The organism is Arsenophonus sp. aPb (assembly GCF_029873475.1).
Taxonomy (GTDB): Bacteria; Pseudomonadota; Gammaproteobacteria; order Enterobacterales; family Enterobacteriaceae; genus Arsenophonus.
In genome coordinates, this window is record NZ_CP123499.1 from 2,061,850 (window position 1) to 2,079,661 (window position 17,812).

Sequence of the window (17,812 nt, forward strand, 5' to 3'; positions counted from 1 at the left end):
CTTATGGCAACAAATCTTTGACATTAATCGGCTTAGCTTCATTATCTGCTTCACCTTTATCTTTACCATTAATCGCCATACCCGTTTTGTGATAAAAATTATAATCTGGATATTTACCTGGCCCTGAAATCAACAAATCCTGTTTTTCATAAACTAAATCTTGGCGTTTGTATTCCCCCATTTCGAAATCAGGCGTTAGTTGAATAGCGGTAGTTGGACAGGCCTCTTCACATAAACCGCAAAAAATACAACGGGAAAAATTAATCTGGAAAAATTCTGGATACCAACGGCCATCTGGCTGTTCCGCTTTTTGTAGTGAAATGCAACCAACCGGGCAAACTACAGCACATAAATTACAAGCCACACATCGCTCTTTACCATCAGGATCACGCGTTAATACAATACGCCCGCGATAGCGAGGAGGTAAGTAAACCGGTTCTTCCGGGTACATTTTGGTTTCACGTTTATGAAAAGCATGTAGCCCAATCATACAAATACTACGTATCTGGGTGGCTAAACCAACCACTAACTCTTTTAATGTCATGGCTCAATCCTCCCTTATTAAGCGTTGCATAGAATAACTGCTGCGGTTACTAACAGATTGATCAACGTCAATGGCAAACACACTTTCCAACCAAAAGCCATCACTTGATCATACCGCGGGCGTGGTAATGAGGCGCGAACCAGAATAAACATCACCATGAAGAAGGCAGTTTTTAAGGCAAACCAAATAAAGCCAGGTAAAAATGGGCCAAGCCAGCCGCCGAAAAATAAGGTCACAATTAATGCGGAAACTGTGACAATACTGATATATTCGCCGACGAAAAATAGACCAAATTTCATACCAGAATATTCAATATGATAGCCATCAGCCAGTTCTTGCTCTGATTCAGGTTGATCAAATGGATGACGGTGACAAACAGCAACGCCCGCGATAACAAAGGTTAAAAAGCCAAAAAATTGTGGAATAATATTCCATAACCCTACTTGTGAATTGACAATATCCATTAAGTTAAAGGAGCCAGCGCGAGCGACGACCCCCATTAATGACAGACCCAAGAAAACTTCATAACTTAACGTCTGGGCAGAAGCGCGCATCGCGCCTAATAAAGAGTATTTATTATTACTTGACCAACCGGCAAACAATACTGAATAAACCGCTAATCCAGCCATCATGAAAAAAAACAATAGGCCAATGTTAAGATCGGCAACATACCAAGTTGCGCTAACTGGAATAATGGCAAACACCAATAACATGGAGCAAAAGGCAATTACCGGTGCCAACATGAAAATACGCTTATCTGAAAATTGCGGGATCCAATCTTCTTTAAATAACATTTTTATCATATCAGCAGCAATCTGTAATGAACCTCCCCACCCTACCCGATTAGGTCCATAACGATTCTGGAACAGTGCCAATAAGCGACGTTCGCCAAAACTCATTAAAGCGCCACAAATAACCACTACCAGCAAAATAACTATCGCTTGTAAAACAGCAATAATCGCAGCAGTAATTTCGGCAGAAAATAGCGTCATTATGTTGCCCTCCGTAAATTTTTCACGGCAACACCTGCCATCGATGGCGCAATACCGGGCATGCCTAGTGGTAAGCCAATCTGCCCTCGAGCTAAATGATAACTGAGACGAACTGGCAATCGATAAACTTGCCCACCATAACTAAATTCAAGCATGGCACCAACTTTCACCGCTAGGTTTTCAGCATCTTGAATATTGAGCATAATATAAGCTTCTAGCATACGTTGTTGTATTGCCTCCGCGCGCTGGGAGGTTTCATCACTACCAAATAAATGATAGTAAGGGGCAACCGTCCATTGGTCATCTTGCTGCTGCCACGCTAGTGGAATAGCAGTAAAATAATCTAACCGACTATCGGTCGAATTAAATAATCGAATACCCGGATCACCAAAACGTAAGGGCCCGCCGACTTCAGCTTGAAATTTATTCCACGCTTGAGGTGAATTCCAGCCTGGCGACCAAGCAAACGGAATTTGTTGGCGTATAGCCGTGGGACTATTGTTGCCTTCCATCGAAAAAGCAAATGGCGTATCAATATCACGTGGTTGACCAGGTTCACTGACCGCAATATCAGCCAATATTGCGGTACGACCACTATAACGTTGCGGAGATCGTGCTAGTTTTTGCCCGCGAATACGAAATGTCGCATTAGGTGCTGCATCAACAATAGCAGCAAACTGAGGCATGGCTGTTATACAGGCCTTGATCACATGATCTAATTGTGACCAATCTACCTGACGTGTTTCAAACTCTGCCTGCAATGAATGAAACCAACGCCAACTTTCATTGATGGCAATATTAGGTTGGTAATAAGTCGGATCAAACACTTGAAAATAACGTTGTGCACGACCTTCATTATTAATCAATGTTCCAGAGCTTTCAGCAAAGCTAGCGGCGGGTAAAATAAGATCTGCGTGATCCATAATAGCGGTACGCTGATGATCTGCGACAATCAATTTATTAAGCTTACCCAAAGCATTATTAACGCTGTCAACATCACTATGGCGATAAAGATCATTTTCCATAACAACGGCGGTATCAACCTCACCGGATGCAATACGCTCGATTGCCATATCTAACGGTTGAGCATTCATTAAAGCCAAACCAAAGCTATTCGCTTCTGCAGCAATATAGGTAATGCCGGCTGCGACATTCTTCACTGTTAATGCAAAGGCTATATTGGCCGCGGCCTGGATAAGTGCATCACTACCGGCATTGCTACCACTAATAATAAGTGGCTTTTTGGCCTGCAATAACGCTGCGGCAACTAATTCCGCTTTCGCTTTGAGATCGGCCGGCAAATCATTAACTGCTGGCGCCTTACTGTCCAAAGCGTGAGCAATAGCAAAACCAAAGCGAGCCTGGTCATCAACCGGTGCCCGATAACTTAATGCAGCAACATCATCTAACCGACTATCGTCTATGCTGGTGATAAATAGGGGATATTTAGCATGTTGGCCTATATTTAACACGGCGGCGATTTGCCAATCTGCCACTTTTTGTGCTGCAGCCATTGCTCTGGCTTTGCCTTTAACCGCTTGACGAACCGCTAATGCAATACGTGCCCCAGTTTGGGTTAAATCTTCTCCCAAAACCAGCACCGCATCATAATTTTCAATTTCGCGCAATGTCGGCGTATAGACGCCACCCTTTTGCAAAATGTTGACCATTAATTCGAGACGACGCTGTTGTGCTGTGGAAATACCGGAATAAAAGTTTTCTTCGCCAACTAGTGCTCGCAATGCATAATTGCTCTCGATACTGGCTCGTGGAGACCCAATACCAATAGTTTTTTTTGCCTGGCGTAAAATTTTTGCCCCCGCTTGCATCGCCTCTAGCGCCGAAATCGTGTGGCGTTTTCCTTTTTTAGCTAATTGAGGCTGGCGAGGACGATCTTTACGATTAACATAACCATAACCAAAGCGGCCGCGATCACATAAAAAATAGTGGTTTATCATGCCGTTGTAACGATTTTCAATCCGGCGTAATTCACCATAACGTTCACCTGGGCTTGTGTTACAACCGATACTACACTGTTGACATATTCCTGGCGCAAATTGCATATCCCACTTGCGATTGTAACGTTCAGAATGGGTTTTATCAGTAAAAACACCTGTGGGACAGATCTCAACTAAATTACCAGCAAATTCACTCTCTAGCGTACCGTCTTCCACCCGGCCAAAATAGACATGATTATGCGCGCTATAAACACCTAGATCGGTGCCGTCGGCATAATCTTTGTAATAACGAACACAGCGATAGCAAGCGATACAACGATTCATTTCGTGCCCAATAAACGGGCCTAGATCCTGATTGTGATGTGTGCGTTTAGTAAAACGATATTTACGCATCGTATGACCAGTCATCACTGTCATATCTTGTAAATGACAATTGCCGCCTTCCTCACAAACCGGGCAATCATGTGGATGATTTGTCATCAACCACTCAACAACACTGGCACGAAACTGCTTGGCTTCATCATCATCGATGGAAATATAGGTTCCATCAGAAGCCGGTGTCATGCAGGACATTACCAGACGACCTCGGGTGTCGTCAGCATTTTGATATTGCTTAACTGCGCATTGACGGCACGCACCAACACTGCCTAACGCTGGATGCCAGCAAAAGTAAGGGATATCCAGCCCCAGAGAGAGACAGGCCTGCAATAGGTTTTCAGCCCCATTTACATCATATCGTTTGCCGTCTACATATATTGTAGCCATAGTCAGCATGCTTCCTAATGGCCTGCTTTTTAGCAGGCGTTAATCAAAAATTCAGTCGACTTAAATACGTTTTTATTTAGCTTCGCGTAGATTATCACCAACGCTGCTTTAACAAATTTGGCTGAATGCCTGCAATTGGGCTCAAGTTGGCCAAATTCTGTTGGCTAATGCCAGCTTCAAATTCGGCACGAAAATATTTGATAGCACTCTGCAAAGGTTCCACCGCACCGGGTGCATGCGCACAAAATGTTTTACCTGGTCCAAGAAAGCGACAAAGTTGCTCTAATGTTTCAATATCACCCGGTTGCCCCTCACCCCGCTCTAAAGCCTGTAAAATTTTCACACTCCAAGGTAGGCCATCACGACACGGTGTACACCAACCACACGATTCGCGGGCAAAAAATTGCTCTAAATTGCGGGTTAAAGAAACCATATTAATTTCATGATCAACCGCCATGGCCAGTGCGGTCCCTAAACGGCTACCAGCTTTAGCAATAGTGTCGAAATCCATCGCTAAATCTAGATGCGCTTCCGTTAGAAAATCGGTACCCGCCCCGCCTGGTTGCCAGGCTTTAAGTGTTAAACCTTCACGCATGCCACCCGCATAATCTTCTAGGATTTCACGTGCAGTGATACCAAAAGGTAATTCCCACAACCCTGGATTATTAACCCGGCCAGAAAATCCCATTAGCTTGGTACCGGCATCTTTACTTTTACCTTCGCTAAGACCGAGATACCACTCTTTACCATGTGCAATAATCGCAGGCACATTACAGAGCGTTTCCACATTATTGACGCAAGTTGGCTTACCCCAAACACCAGATGTTGCCGGAAAAGGCGGTTTTGATCGCGGATTTGCCCGGCGTCCTTCAAGGGAGTTAATTAGCGCTGTTTCTTCACCACAAATATAGCGTCCAGCACCGGTATGCACAAAAAGCTCAAAGTTAAAACCAGTAGCCAGAATATTTTTACCTAATAAACCCGCTGCTTTCGCTTCCTCAATCGCTTTACGTAAATGTTTAGCTGCTTCAATATACTCACCACGTAGGAAGATATATCCACGGTATGCTTTTAATGCATAGGCGCCAATTAACATTCCCTCGATCAACAAATGCGGTAGCTGTTCCATTAAAAGACGATCTTTATAGGTTCCTGGCTCCATTTCATCCGCATTACAAAGTAGATAACGAATATTCATGTTGTCATCTTTCGGCATCAAACTCCATTTGAGACCGGTAGAAAAACCAGCACCACCACGACCTTTAAGACCAGCATCTTTAACTAAGCTAACCACTTGATCTGGCGACATGGTTTTTAGGGCGTTTTTAGCACCTTGATAACCATTTTTACTTAAGTACTCCTCTAACCAGACGGGTTGCTGATCTGCACGTAAACGCCAAGTTAGTGGATGCGTCTGTTCATTACGGGTAATTTGTCGCTGTGTTGTCATGGATACTGCTCCAATAGCCGTTGAATATCAGATGGCTTTACATGACTATGCGTATCCTCATCAATCATCATAGTAGGACCTTTATCACAGTTACCCAGACAACAAGTGGGTAATAAGGTAAAACGACCATCGGCGGTTGTTTGTCCGGGCGCAATCTTCAATAATTTGATAATTTCAGTCTCAATACCTTGATAACCGGTAATATGACAAACCACGCTATCACAATAACGAATAATATGGCGGCCAACAGGTTGACGATAAATTTGACTATAGAAGGTCGCTACGCCTTCGACATCACTAGCAGGAATACCTAACAGAGAGGCAATGGCATAAATAGCACCATCTTCCACCCAACCGCGCTTTTTTTGCACAATTTTCAGTGCTTCAATTGATGCGGCCCTGGGATCTTCATAGTGATGTTTTTCTTGCTCGATCGCTTCTCGCTCTTCTTCGGTCAAAGCAAAATCATGTTTAGTGTGAGACTCTATCCTATTAGCGACATCGAGCCGCTTTTGCTGTTGATTTGGATTAAATTCATCTTGCATTATTAACGATCCACATCTGACATGACAAAATCAATACTACCAAGGTAGACAATAAGATCAGACACCAGGCTGCCTCTGATCACCGCAGGAATTTGCTGTAAATGGGCAAAACTTGGCGTACGAACGCGTGTGCGATAGCTCATCGTATTACCATCACTGGTCAGATAGTAACTATTGATCCCTTTTGTTGCTTCAATCATCTGAAAAGCCTCATTTGCAGGCATAACTGGTCCCCATGAAACTTGTAGAAAATGGTTAATCATGGTTTCAATATGTTGTAAGGTGCACTCTTTGGGTGGCGGGGTCGTGAGTGGATGATCGGCTTTAAATGGTCCAGCCGGCATATTATTTAAACATTGCTTAAGGATATGCAGGCTTTGCCGTAGCTCTTCTACTTTTAACATCACACGATCATAACAATCGCCGTTGTTGCCGATTGGAACCTCAAATTCAAAGTTTTCATAACCTGAATAGGGACGCCATTTACGAATGTCGAAATTAAGGCCCGTCGCCCGTAATCCAGCGCCAGTAACCCCCCAATCTAATGCTTCTTTAGTCGTATAAGCGGCAACACCCACTGAGCGCCCTTTAAGAATACTATTTTGCAATGCTGCCTTTACATAAGAATCGAGACGCTTTGGCATCCAATCAAGGAATTCCTGCAACAGTTTTTGCCAACCTTGTGGTAAATCATGGGCAACGCCACCGATCCGAAACCAAGCTGGGTGCATACGGAAACCGGTGATCGCTTCAATGATGTCATATATTTTTTGCCGATCGGTAAAGGCAAAGAAAACCGGTGTCATCGCACCGACATCCTGAATAAAAGTACTGATATAAAGTAAGTGGCTGTTGATACGAAATAACTCTGACAACATAACGCGGATAGTCTTAACACGTTCTGGGACATCAATACCTGCCAGTTTTTCTACCGCTAATACATAAGGCATTTCATTAACACAGCCACCTAAATACTCAATGCGGTCAGTGTAAGGAATATAACTGTGCCAGGATTGGCGTTCGCCCATTTTCTCTGCACCTCGATGGTGGTAACCAATATCAGGTACACAGTCGATAATCTCTTCACCATCAAGTTGCAGTACAATGCGAAAAGCGCCGTGAGATGAAGGATGATTGGGACCTAGATTCAAGAACATAAAATCCTCATGTTCGTTTCCTCTAGCCATCCCCCATTCTTCGGGTTTAAAGGTCAGTGACTCCATCTCTAAATCAAGCTTCTGTTTGGTTAAAACAAAAGGATCAAATTCAGTGGCTCTGGCCGGATAATCTTTACATAATGGATGTCCTTGCCAGGTTATTGGCATTAATAACCGCCGTAAATTCGGATGGCCATTAAATGTTATGCCAAACATATCCCATACTTCACGTTCATACCAATTAGCATTGGGAAATAAAGGAACTAGAGATGGAACATTAAGATCTTTCTCACTAAGCGCCACTTTCAACATAATATCGCGGTTACGCTCAATCGAAATAAGATGGTAAAAAACGGAAAAATCAGCTTCAGGTAAACCTTGCCGATACACTCTTTGCCGTTCATCAACCCCATGTAAGTCAAACAGCATCACATAGGATTTAGGCTGCTTTTTCAAAAACTCTACCACGGCAAGAAGTTGTTCACGTTTGATCCATATGACCAACATTCCCGTACGAGTTGATTGAATGGTGAAAGCATCTGGACTAAATTGGTTACGCAGTGCCAAAATTATTGGATCATCACAATGATCATAAGTTTGCCATACTGGCCTGACACTCTCTTGCGTTATCTGATCTGTTATCATTATGCACCACAACGCTTGATCAGGTTTATTACGACCGCAACACATTGCTTCTGTTACGCTGAATAGCTTATTTTTAAGCCTTATATTTCATCGGGTGTCCGTAGCGTTTTGACCGCTATTCTTTCACCACGCTTGCGCTCTTTTTCAGATTGCATATTCGCGCGATAAACACCCTGGTCGCCGACCACCCATGATAATGGACGACGTTCTTTACCAATCGATTCTTGTAATAATAATAAAGCTTGCATATAAGCTTCAGGACGTGGCGGACAACCGGGTATATAGACGTCAACAGGAAGAAATTTATCAACCCCCTGAACAACAGAATAAATATCGTACATACCACCCGAGTTAGCACAAGCCCCCATCGAAATCACCCATTTAGGCGCTAACATTTGATCATAAAGTCGTTGAATAACAGGAGCCATCTTAGTAAAACAGGTTCCGGCAACAACCATAAAATCAGCCTGTCGCGGTGATGCCCTTAGTACCTCAGCACCAAACCGAGCAACATCATGTACAGCCGTGAAAGAGGTCACCATCTCAACATAGCAACAGGAAAGGCCAAAATTGTATGGCCAGAGAGAATTTTTTCTGCCCCAATTCACCATATTATGTAAAGCATGCTCTAATTTACCCATATAAACACTACGATGAACATGCTGTTCTAATGGATCTCCGACAACTTGTTGTGTTTGCAAGGGATAACGGTCATTCTCACCATTTAAGTCAATGCGAGTGAGCGTATAATCCATCTTTAAATGCCTCAATTTTACTAGGGGTGACGATTGTTGGTTTTAATTACTTCACTCGGTTTTGCAACATGGCGACGTGAACGCACTGGCGTCCAATTAAGTGCCCCAATACGAACCAAGTAGAATAAGCCCACCAATAACACCAAAATAAAAATACTTGCCTCAATAAAGCCTAACCAACCACTTTCTTTAACAGAGACTGCCCACGCATAAAGGAATAACGCTTCAACATCGAAAATAACAAAAAACATTGCAACCAAGTAAAATTTGGCTGATATACGCAAACGGGCACTACCAACAGAATTAATACCCGATTCATAAGGGATATGCTTTGCTCTGGCTTGGGATCTACCACCAAGGTAATAGGCACCAAGTAACATTAAGGAACACAGACCAAGAGCACCGATAAGATAGATTGCAAAAGCCCAATGATGAGCAAATACTTCAATAGATGTAGACATACTCGCTGCTTACTCATTATAAATAAAAACGGTGTTATTGCCTTGCTCTTGAATTAGCGCAATATTACACCACACTAACCATAATTAGATGAGAAGAAAAAATCAAAATAGACAGACAAACATCAATTTTCTTCAACTTTGTCCCTCTCACCACTATTTTGTTTATAGAATAATGCCTCTCTTCGCACCTTTTACCGTAAACTATAAATTAAAAAACATCGCTAGCTAAAACGGGACAGCTCATTCAACTAAATACTCACAGCTAGTAACTAGTGTAACTGATATTTCGTTTTTTCTACACCATTATCTCAGGAAAAACCTGTTTTAAAACAGCATCACTTCCGCTATTTTTTGATCATGCGCACAATTTTGTTGAAAAAACATAATTGATTAAAAAACAAACAACTTTATATGATTATATTAACGACTCTCATTTTTCACAACTCTATAAATAAACCTAATTTTTAGATTAAATAAAAACCCTTCCAGTCAGAATAAATTTTTTGCCAAAATAAAATTTAGTACTATTGATAAGAAATATTTAAATAATTTTTGTTAAACAATGCCTTTCTTTATCGCAATAATAAAGAATATTTTATGTACTAATATTTTGGCTATTCTCTGCTAAATAAAATAAGCTTTTTTCAAGAAAATAAAAAAATGCACTGTTATAACTATTTAAAATAGAGAAACAGTGCAGGAATATAGAATTGTTCGCAATATGAAACTTAAATAACAGCCTAGACTAAAGGGTAATTTTTTAACCTCCAGATTTATAATATTTCTTTATTAATTGTCTCGCTAACCGGCTGTACTATGTAAGGTGTTTTCTTATTTTTAATTGCACCAAATACAGTTAAAATAGCCTCGTTTTGCTCATCAATATTACGATATAACCAATAACGAATTTCGGGTAAGCGAGGTAAACCATCACTTTCGCTTAGAATTCTTAAATCGCTATTTTGCATTTCCAAGGGACGCGCAGTGATACCGACTTCAGCATTAACCGCTGCAAGCACTGCCGATAATGAAGCGGCTTCATAAGCAATACGCCATTTGATCCCCGCAGCATTAAGGGTGCTTAACGCTATTTCACGAAACGGATTGGTTTCATCCATAACAACCAACGGAATTGGTTCATTTAATTGATGCTGATAATCTGGGGCACAATGCCAAAGGATCGGTGCAGAACGCAAAAGCGTGCTTGGATATTGACTCAATTCTGTGGGTATTAGTGCTAAATCAATTTCACCATTATCCAACATATTTTTAATAAGATGGGCGCGTTTTATATAAATATCAACAGCCATCCGCGGATAGACTGACGCAATACGATTAAGTAAAAATGGTAATAAAGTATTGGTAGTGTCATCAGAAACACCCACTCGCAACTCGCCTTTTGCATCATTATAAGTTAGTGAAGCTGAAGCATCATCATTAGCCCGTAATATTTGCCGCGCATAACCTAATAGCTGCAACCCATGATCCGTTAATAATTTATTACGGCCATGGCGCTCAAAGAGCTCACGGCCAACTAACTGTTCTAAACGCTGCATTTGTTGGCTAACAGCTGATTGAGTACGACAAACGGCCGCAGCAGCTGCGGCAAATGTATTCAGATCGGCAACTGCAACAAAAGTTCTAAGTAAATCAAGATCGAGATTCATAATTGGGCGATTTGAATTTATCATTTTGTTCTCTTATATCATTCCTGGTGTTTTTACGAATTCAATAGATATTAAAATCATTGATAGTTAAAGAAATAAAGATAAGGCCTTACAAATTAAAATTTATTTCTATTAATGCAGTATTTATTACTGTGTATACACTTTTATTAACTTAAATTGTTTAATAATAAGCATGTTTTACATATTGATAAACAAAATGCCAATGAGAATGTTCCTCTTCTCGTTTTTATTAGAATAATTTTTAATTCCAAATCTATGCCAAAATAACGATTTTCCAAACAGGAAGAAAATACGTTATTCTCGACAAAATAACCGTCAAAGATAATGCAGCTAGGAAAAACTATAAATTGATAATCAGCAGCAAAACTTTATTTGCTTAGATACGGCGACAACATATTAACTTTAATTATATGTTATAAAAAGAATATTTCTATCATGAAACCACCAATGGTTTGTAACAAAAAATGCACTGACAATAGTTGCATGAATTAATTTATTTTTTGTTTACTAAAAATTAGCTCATACTTAAAATATAAGGCTACCCTAAATGATATTTTTGAACTTATTTATCTAATTAAGTTAGATAAAAAGTTTATTTAACCTAATTTAATTATTCAAATCAACCTTTTCTACCAAAAGTCAGCCTGTATCTTCAAAATTTTTCCAACTAAGAGTAGAGTGTGAACATAAATATGCAGCGGAATTTCCTCATATTCTATTAACATTGAGGTTTAAACAGAGTAAATGAATACAATCAGTAAATCCAATAAATTGGATAACGTATGTTACGACATAAGAGGGCCAGTTCTTAAAGAAGCTAAGCGTCTTGAAGAAGAAGGCCATAAAGTTCTGAAACTTCATATCGGAAATCCTGCACCTTTTGGTTTCGAAGCGCCGGATGAAATTTTATTTGATGTTCTACGCAATCTTACACACTCACAAGGTTATAGTGATTCAAAAGGAATTTACTCCGCTCGCAAAGCAATTATGCAACACTACCAAGCTAGAGGAATGCTTGACATTAATATTGAAGATATCTTTATTGGTAATGGTGTTTCTGAACTTATTGTGCAATCGATGCAAGCCTTATTGAATAATAACGATGAAATGTTAGTTCCCGCCCCTGACTATCCGTTATGGACTGCTGCGGTATCGCTTTCCGGCGGCAAAGCGGTGCACTATAGATGTGATGAAGAACAAAATTGGTTTCCCGATTTAAATGATATTCGTAAAAAAATTACACCACGTACACGTGGTATTGTCATCATTAATCCCAATAATCCTACTGGTTCTGTTTACAGCAAAGCATTATTGATGGAGATAGTCGAAATAGCCCGTCAGCATCAGCTGATTATTTTTGCCGATGAGATCTACGATAAAATTCTTTACGATGATGCTCAACATCATTCAATTGCTGCGCTGGCGCCGGATCTGTTAACCGTCACTTTTAACGGCTTATCAAAAACTTATCGGGTTGCTGGTTTTCGTCAGGGATGGATGGTGCTTAATGGTCCGAAAGAAAATGCTAAAAGCTATATTGAAGGCTTAGAAATATTAGCCTCCATGCGGCTTTGTGCTAACGTTCCTATGCAACATGCAATCCAAACCGCATTAGGTGGTTATCAAAGTATTAACGAATTTATCCGTCCCGGTGGACGATTATATGAACAACGTAATCGAGCCTGGGAACTGATTAATGAAATTCCTGGAGTATCATGTGTTAAACCGCAAGGTGCTTTATATATGTTTCCCAAAATTGACATTAAAAAGTTCAATATCTCAAACGACCAAAAAATGGTACTTGATTTATTATTACAGGAAAAAGTTTTATTAGTTCAGGGAACGGCTTTTAATTGGCCTGAGCCGGATCATGTCAGAATTGTAACACTACCTTATGTTGGCCAGCTTGAAGCTGCAATTAATAAATTTAGCCAATTCCTGCTAAACTATCGCCAATAGTTGATCAACAATAGAACATCCTTAATTTACTTAAGGATGTTCTATTTTGTTATTTACTTGTTTGCCTGATAAATTCACAATGCTTATCATTATGACAATCGCATGAGGAAAGTCTATGAGTTATTTTTTTGCCCATCTTTCACGTATGAAATTAATTAATCGTTGGCCACTAATGCGCAATGTACGTACAGAAAATATTTCAGAGCATAGTTTACAAGTTGCCTTTGTCGCTCATGCACTTGCTTGCATTAAAAATCGTAAATTTAATGGCCAAACCAATCCTGAACGTATCGCATTACTGGCTATGTATCATGACGCTAGTGAAGTGATCACCGGTGATCTACCTACACCGATAAAATATCATAACCCACAAATTGCGAACGAATATAAAAAAATTGAAAAATTCGCTCAACAAAAACTTATTGCCATGCTACCAAAAGAATTACAGCAAGATTTTCAGCCGATTTTGGATGATGAATATCATACTGATGAAGAACGCGCTATTGTCAAACAAGCTGATGCACTTTGCGCCTATTTAAAATGTTTAGAAGAGTTATCTGCGGGGAACAGCGAGTTTAATTTAGCTAAAACACGACTTGAAAAAACACTTTCTGAACGTTATAGCGATGAAATGCAATACTTTATTGAAATTTTTGTTCCAGGTTTCAGTTTATCTTTAGATGAAATTAGTAGCTAACACATTATAAAACATATAAATAATATCATTATCTTACTATTTGTTACATATAATAAGTAATGACGTCAAAATGGAAAAAATTCAGGTACAATAACAATAGTTATAGCCATCACTAAAAAAGTAAAAGGGACACCCAATTTAAGAAAATCGCTGAATTTATAGCCTCCAGGCGCCAAAATTAGGGTATTAACTGGTGAAGAAACTGGGGTCATAAAAGCCGCGGAAGCAGCAACACTTATCACCATAGCAAATGGTATAGGCGAGACATTCATATGATTAGCGACAGCAATGGCAATCGGTGCCATTAATATTGCTGTTGCAGTATTAGAAATAAATAATCCAATCACTGCACAAACAATAAATAAGCAAAGCAGCATTATCCTTGCTCCCATGCCACCGGCAATATCCATTAGCAAATTAACAATCAAATCGATACCGCCGGTTTTTTGTAATGCCAAAGCAAAAGGCATCATACCAACAATCAGCATAATACTTGGCCAGTGTATGGCACGATAAGCACTTTCCATATCAATACAGCGAAATTTTCCCATTAAAAGACACGCGATAAGCACAGCAATAAAATTAGGGATCTCATCTATTGCCATCATAGTAACCATTAATACCAAACAAAAAATTGCATGTGGCGCTTGCGATGTAGCAGGCGCCACCGCTTCTACTTCAGCGGCCAAATTTAATACAATAAAATTACGCCTATCTGTTGACAATAAGCGAATTAATTTCCAGTCACCCACGATCAGTAAAATATCACCTAAACGCATTGGCTGATCAATTAATTTATCATCGACAGTTTTTCCTTCCCGGTATATGCCAACAACATTAAGACCATAACGGGTGCGAAATTTAATTTCTCGCAATGTACTGCCTAATAACTCAGATTGCGGCGCTAAGGAAAACTCCGCCATTCCAACTTCACGCGAGCGAGCAGAGAAATATTCACCTCGCAAAATCATTGGTGCCAATTTTTGCTCATGGCAAAATTCATTGAGATCAACTTCACTATCAGACATATCAACTAATAACACATCACGTTCATGTAACTCCGTTGCAGCCGTTACACTTAGCATAAGTCGACGAAAACGATGCCAACGCTCAATACCAATAACATTGGCACCATAACGTGAGCGTAAATGTAATTCATCGAGAGAGTAGCCTATTAAAGGGGAACCTGGGCTGATGGCCAAACAGCGAGCGCGACCTGTTAGCTTATAGTCACGAATAAAGTCGTGAAATGTTCGCTGATGAGGATTAATGCCCGCTGCAATTTCGCGGTTACCTAACCAACGACGAACCATCCACATATAAATAATTGCCAGCAACAGTACCGCAATCCCAATCGGCGTAATGGCGAAAAATTTGAATCCCGTATAACCTTCTCTGACTAGTTCACTGTTCACTATCATATTTGGCGGTGTCGCTACTAACGTCATCATACCACTAATGAGTCCAGCAAAGCCTAATGGCATCATCAAGCGTCCTGGTGGAATTTTCATTTGTTTTGCAACATTAAGAACAACGGGAATAAAAATAGCAACAATGCCAGTGGAACTCATAAAAGCGCCTAAACCTGCAACTGTTATCATTAAAAAAATCAGCATCTTATTTTCATTATTACCGGCTACACCGACTAACCAATCACCAACTTGGTAGGCAATACCCGTGCGAACTAATCCCTCACTAAAAACAAAAAGTGCCGCAATTAGCAGCACATTAGGATCACTAAAGCCGATTGTTGCTTGTTTAAGCGTTAGAGTTCCACTTAACACTAAGGCAACAATGACTAATAATGCAACCACATCCATACGGATCTTATTAGTCATAAAAAGCGTGACTACGATTAGCAGTAAAATTAATACCCATACCAGCTGGCTATTCAAAATGACCTCAAATTAAGTCTATTCATCAGGCTCATTTGTCATAAATAGTGCAAATTAGCCGGCCTACTCTATGAAATTGACATCTATTTAACGCTGAGTCACCGTAACAACACCTTGGTTATCTGGTTTTGAAATATTTAATTCAGTAAATGATTTGATAATTAGCGATATTTCTTCTCGCCGTGCCATACCTGCTGGCGCATGAACAGCAATAACCTGGCAACCCGCATCTAAAGCAGAATAGATTCCTGCCTGTGCATCTTCAACTGCAATACACGCTTCTGGCGGTAAATTTAGTAGTTGCGCACCAAGCAAAAATGGATCTGGCTGCGGTTTACCTTGTTCAACCCGTTCAATCGTGACCCAGTGTTTTGGTTCCGGCAAGCCTGCGGCTTTACTGCGATTAAAAGCAATTGGAATTGTGCCTGAAGTCACTATTGCCCATGGAATAGCAAATGTATTTAGTTGTTCGAGTAGATCAATCGCACCGGGTAAGGCCACAATGCCTGTCATATTGGCTGCTTCCAAATTTTCTAGCCAATAAAAAACTTGATCAATTTCAGTTTCAGTGGCATTTGGCATAAAATGACGGATAGAATTTATTGCCGGTTTGCCATGAATATAGTGCAAAACCTCTGTTTCTGAAACACCGATTCGACGGCTAAATTCTCGCCAACAATGTTCAACGTTTGGTAAAGAATCAACTAGGGTGCCATCCAAATCAAATAGAAATCCCTTACATTTTAATACCATTGATGCTCCTTAGATAAGTCATGCATTAATGATTTGATTAATTTCTACTGCACAAAGATGATACTGACGCGGACAAGAAATCCAAACATTTAACATTCTCAGATACTTATCCCACATGGGTGTTTGAGCATTAAAATCATCGCTACCACGCACAAAATGACGATAACGACCTTCACTATTCACCAAAAAACGAACATAATTGAGGTAATGCGCTTCCGTAACCGCATCAAAGCCTAAAAAGATAACTCTTTTGTCCGTAATATCAGCTTTAGACGATAGATTTTCCCACGAAACTTGTAAGGCATGATACATTTCCATAATATCAATGATAGTCTGGCAATTTTCTTCTGACAACTCAGCAAAATCTTGTTCTAACTCTTTTATTTGCAAGCCAAAACCACCTTCAATGATAGTTTGACAGCGTTGATAGCGTTTGGCATTATCCGGATCAAGCAGGATCAGCATTTTATATTGGTTAGACAGAATTAAGCGTTGTGCATGGGTCATTTCCATTATGGCTCTCCGAGTACTAGGAAATTGTTAAATCATCGCATTACCGCCCTGCCTTTTATAGTGATAACACACCTTTTATTGATCTAAAAAGGCTTTTCAAGCATTAACCATTAAAAAACTATTTTCTAATGCCAGTTATCTCTATTTCTGACTAGCTAACCCTGTATCCTTTCAATTTAAGTTAAATACCATCAATAAAAGAGCGATCTAATTGTTTGAAAGCACGTTTTAACAATTCTGCTAATGTTTGATAAGTCGGTGTGCCTTTAACTGGCGTGATGGTAATTCCAGCTTGAGTAAATTTTTCACGAATTTCATAAAACCAACTAAGTAATGCAGAGGGTAGTGGCGTAACTGAACGCTTACCTAACCACCATAGTCCCTGCAAAGGTAAGCTACAAGCAAAAAGCGCTGTCGTTACAGCCGGCCCCAGCTGCCCCCCTAATGCAATCTGCCAGGTAAGAGTAAAAACAGCAACAGCAGGCATATAACGAATCGCAAATCGGCTAGCGGTGATCACGCGATGCTCGGGGAAAATAGGCATCAAACATTTCTCTAACGGAAATGTCTTGGCATACTGCCGACCTAGTTTCAACTTTTGTATGAAACCCGGGGTCGTTTCTGGTGTCGTATTCATTAATACCTCATATGACTTCAATCAATTTTTCATGCAAAATTTAAAATAAATGTATAAAGCATAAAATCTTTTTAGTAGAATTTAGGGGGCAACATCAGTTGCCTGAGGCTACGATTTCTATAATCTATAGAAAAACTTATATCATATAAAGTTTATATTTGGTCTATTACTATGTTTTCAATCCATAATGTTAATATTATATTGCATCTTTAATATCAACATGGCAAACATAGTTATTTAGTCGATAAATACGATTAAAATATCATAATATTGCGTAAATATGATATTAATCATTCAATATGATCCCAGGGATAAGCTAGGCTACTAGCATTCTATTGGATTGATGTTTATTAACCCTAGTCTTCCTGGTTAATCTGACAAAGAAGACTGCATGATAA

Annotated in this window: 15 protein-coding genes; 2 read left to right on the top strand and 13 right to left on the bottom strand. The window is 39.9% G+C overall.

What is annotated here, in order from left to right; genetic code table 11:
* Window position 1: 1 nt before the first annotated feature.
* From nuoI to QE177_RS09305, 9 genes are all read right to left on the bottom strand, one after another.
* Window positions 2-544 carry an NADH-quinone oxidoreductase subunit NuoI gene (nuoI, locus tag QE177_RS09265; protein ID WP_280549004.1) on the bottom strand — a complete coding sequence of 181 codons (543 nt, stop codon included), beginning with the start codon at window positions 542-544 and terminating at the stop codon, window positions 2-4.
* Window positions 545-561: 17 nt separating this feature from the next.
* Window positions 562-1,536, bottom strand: coding sequence for an NADH-quinone oxidoreductase subunit NuoH (gene nuoH / locus QE177_RS09270; RefSeq protein ID WP_280549006.1), 975 nt, complete (start codon window positions 1,534-1,536; stop codon window positions 562-564).
* Window positions 1,536-4,268 carry an NADH-quinone oxidoreductase subunit NuoG gene (nuoG, locus tag QE177_RS09275; RefSeq protein ID WP_280549008.1) on the bottom strand — a complete coding sequence of 911 codons (2,733 nt, stop codon included), beginning with the start codon at window positions 4,266-4,268 and terminating at the stop codon, window positions 1,536-1,538. The genes nuoH and nuoG overlap by 1 nt, the downstream gene beginning before the upstream one ends.
* Window positions 4,269-4,353: 85 nt before the next feature.
* Complete coding sequence (gene nuoF / locus QE177_RS09280; protein WP_280549010.1) at window positions 4,354-5,709, bottom strand: NADH-quinone oxidoreductase subunit NuoF; 1,356 nt, start codon at window positions 5,707-5,709, stop codon at window positions 4,354-4,356.
* Entirely contained in the window at window positions 5,706-6,254 is a 549-nt protein-coding gene (gene nuoE, locus QE177_RS09285; RefSeq protein ID WP_280549012.1) for an NADH-quinone oxidoreductase subunit NuoE, read from the bottom strand. Before nuoE ends, nuoF begins: the two co-directional genes overlap by 4 nt.
* A 2-nt stretch (window positions 6,255-6,256) precedes the next feature.
* On the bottom strand, window positions 6,257-8,056 hold the full coding sequence (gene nuoC / locus QE177_RS09290) for an NADH-quinone oxidoreductase subunit C/D (protein ID WP_280549014.1): 1,800 nt from the start codon (window positions 8,054-8,056) through the stop codon (window positions 6,257-6,259).
* A gap of 80 nt (window positions 8,057-8,136) precedes the next feature.
* Entirely contained in the window at window positions 8,137-8,811 is a 675-nt protein-coding gene (locus QE177_RS09295; protein ID WP_026822049.1) for an NADH-quinone oxidoreductase subunit B, read from the bottom strand.
* 20 nt (window positions 8,812-8,831) lie between these two features.
* On the bottom strand, window positions 8,832-9,272 hold the full coding sequence (locus QE177_RS09300; RefSeq protein ID WP_280549018.1) for an NADH-quinone oxidoreductase subunit A: 441 nt from the start codon (window positions 9,270-9,272) through the stop codon (window positions 8,832-8,834).
* Window positions 9,273-10,045: 773 nt separating this feature from the next.
* Window positions 10,046-10,963, bottom strand: coding sequence for a LysR substrate-binding domain-containing protein (locus QE177_RS09305; protein WP_280549020.1), 918 nt, complete (start codon window positions 10,961-10,963; stop codon window positions 10,046-10,048).
* Window positions 10,964-11,704: 741 nt separating this feature from the next.
* Between QE177_RS09305 and QE177_RS09310 the strand changes: the two genes are divergently transcribed.
* Together QE177_RS09310 and yfbR are read left to right on the top strand one after the other, a co-directional pair.
* Window positions 11,705-12,919 carry a pyridoxal phosphate-dependent aminotransferase gene (locus QE177_RS09310; RefSeq protein WP_280549022.1) on the top strand — a complete coding sequence of 405 codons (1,215 nt, stop codon included), beginning with the start codon at window positions 11,705-11,707 and terminating at the stop codon, window positions 12,917-12,919.
* Between the two features lie 115 nt (window positions 12,920-13,034).
* Window positions 13,035-13,616 (top strand): 5'-deoxynucleotidase, encoded by a 582-nt coding sequence (gene yfbR / locus QE177_RS09315; protein WP_280549024.1) that lies wholly within the window; start codon window positions 13,035-13,037, stop codon window positions 13,614-13,616.
* Between the two features lie 65 nt (window positions 13,617-13,681).
* On the opposite strand, the gene QE177_RS09320 is transcribed toward yfbR, so the two are convergent.
* From QE177_RS09320 to yfbV, 4 genes are all read right to left on the bottom strand, one after another.
* A complete protein-coding gene (locus tag QE177_RS09320) occupies window positions 13,682-15,511 on the bottom strand; it encodes an SLC13 family permease (protein ID WP_280549025.1) in 1,830 nt (609 codons plus the stop codon).
* A gap of 87 nt (window positions 15,512-15,598) precedes the next feature.
* A complete protein-coding gene (locus QE177_RS09325) occupies window positions 15,599-16,264 on the bottom strand; it encodes a sugar phosphatase (RefSeq protein WP_280549027.1) in 666 nt (221 codons plus the stop codon).
* An 18-nt stretch (window positions 16,265-16,282) separates the two neighbouring features.
* Window positions 16,283-16,777: a YfbU family protein gene (locus QE177_RS09330; protein WP_280549029.1), complete on the bottom strand. Its 495-nt coding sequence runs from the start codon at window positions 16,775-16,777 to the stop codon at window positions 16,283-16,285.
* A 181-nt stretch (window positions 16,778-16,958) separates the two neighbouring features.
* Window positions 16,959-17,414 (bottom strand): terminus macrodomain insulation protein YfbV, encoded by a 456-nt coding sequence (gene yfbV / locus QE177_RS09335; protein WP_280549032.1) that lies wholly within the window; start codon window positions 17,412-17,414, stop codon window positions 16,959-16,961.
* Window positions 17,415-17,812: the final 398 nt, after the last annotated feature.

What these genes read in the sequence shown, in the direction of transcription:
- nuoI (WP_280549004.1), bottom strand. Translation starts at nt 544, where the DNA reads ATGACATTAAAAGAGTTAGTGGTTGGTTTAGCCACCCAGATACGTAGT.
- nuoH (WP_280549006.1), bottom strand. Translation starts at nt 1,536, where the DNA reads ATGACGCTATTTTCTGCCGAAATTACTGCTGCGATTATTGCTGTTTTA.
- nuoG (WP_280549008.1), bottom strand. Translation starts at nt 4,268, where the DNA reads ATGCTGACTATGGCTACAATATATGTAGACGGCAAACGATATGATGTA.
- nuoF (WP_280549010.1), bottom strand. Translation starts at nt 5,709, where the DNA reads ATGACAACACAGCGACAAATTACCCGTAATGAACAGACGCATCCACTA.
- nuoE (WP_280549012.1), bottom strand. Translation starts at nt 6,254, where the DNA reads ATGCAAGATGAATTTAATCCAAATCAACAGCAAAAGCGGCTCGATGTC.
- nuoC (WP_280549014.1), bottom strand. Translation starts at nt 8,056, where the DNA reads ATGATAACAGATCAGATAACGCAAGAGAGTGTCAGGCCAGTATGGCAA.
- QE177_RS09295 (WP_026822049.1), bottom strand. Translation starts at nt 8,811, where the DNA reads ATGGATTATACGCTCACTCGCATTGACTTAAATGGTGAGAATGACCGT.
- QE177_RS09300 (WP_280549018.1), bottom strand. Translation starts at nt 9,272, where the DNA reads ATGTCTACATCTATTGAAGTATTTGCTCATCATTGGGCTTTTGCAATC.
- QE177_RS09305 (WP_280549020.1), bottom strand. Translation starts at nt 10,963, where the DNA reads ATGATAAATTCAAATCGCCCAATTATGAATCTCGATCTTGATTTACTT.
- QE177_RS09310 (WP_280549022.1), top strand. Translation starts at nt 11,705, where the DNA reads ATGAATACAATCAGTAAATCCAATAAATTGGATAACGTATGTTACGAC.
- yfbR (WP_280549024.1), top strand. Translation starts at nt 13,035, where the DNA reads ATGAGTTATTTTTTTGCCCATCTTTCACGTATGAAATTAATTAATCGT.
- QE177_RS09325 (WP_280549027.1), bottom strand. Translation starts at nt 16,264, where the DNA reads ATGGTATTAAAATGTAAGGGATTTCTATTTGATTTGGATGGCACCCTA.
- QE177_RS09330 (WP_280549029.1), bottom strand. Translation starts at nt 16,777, where the DNA reads ATGGAAATGACCCATGCACAACGCTTAATTCTGTCTAACCAATATAAA.
- yfbV (WP_280549032.1), bottom strand. Translation starts at nt 17,414, where the DNA reads ATGAATACGACACCAGAAACGACCCCGGGTTTCATACAAAAGTTGAAA.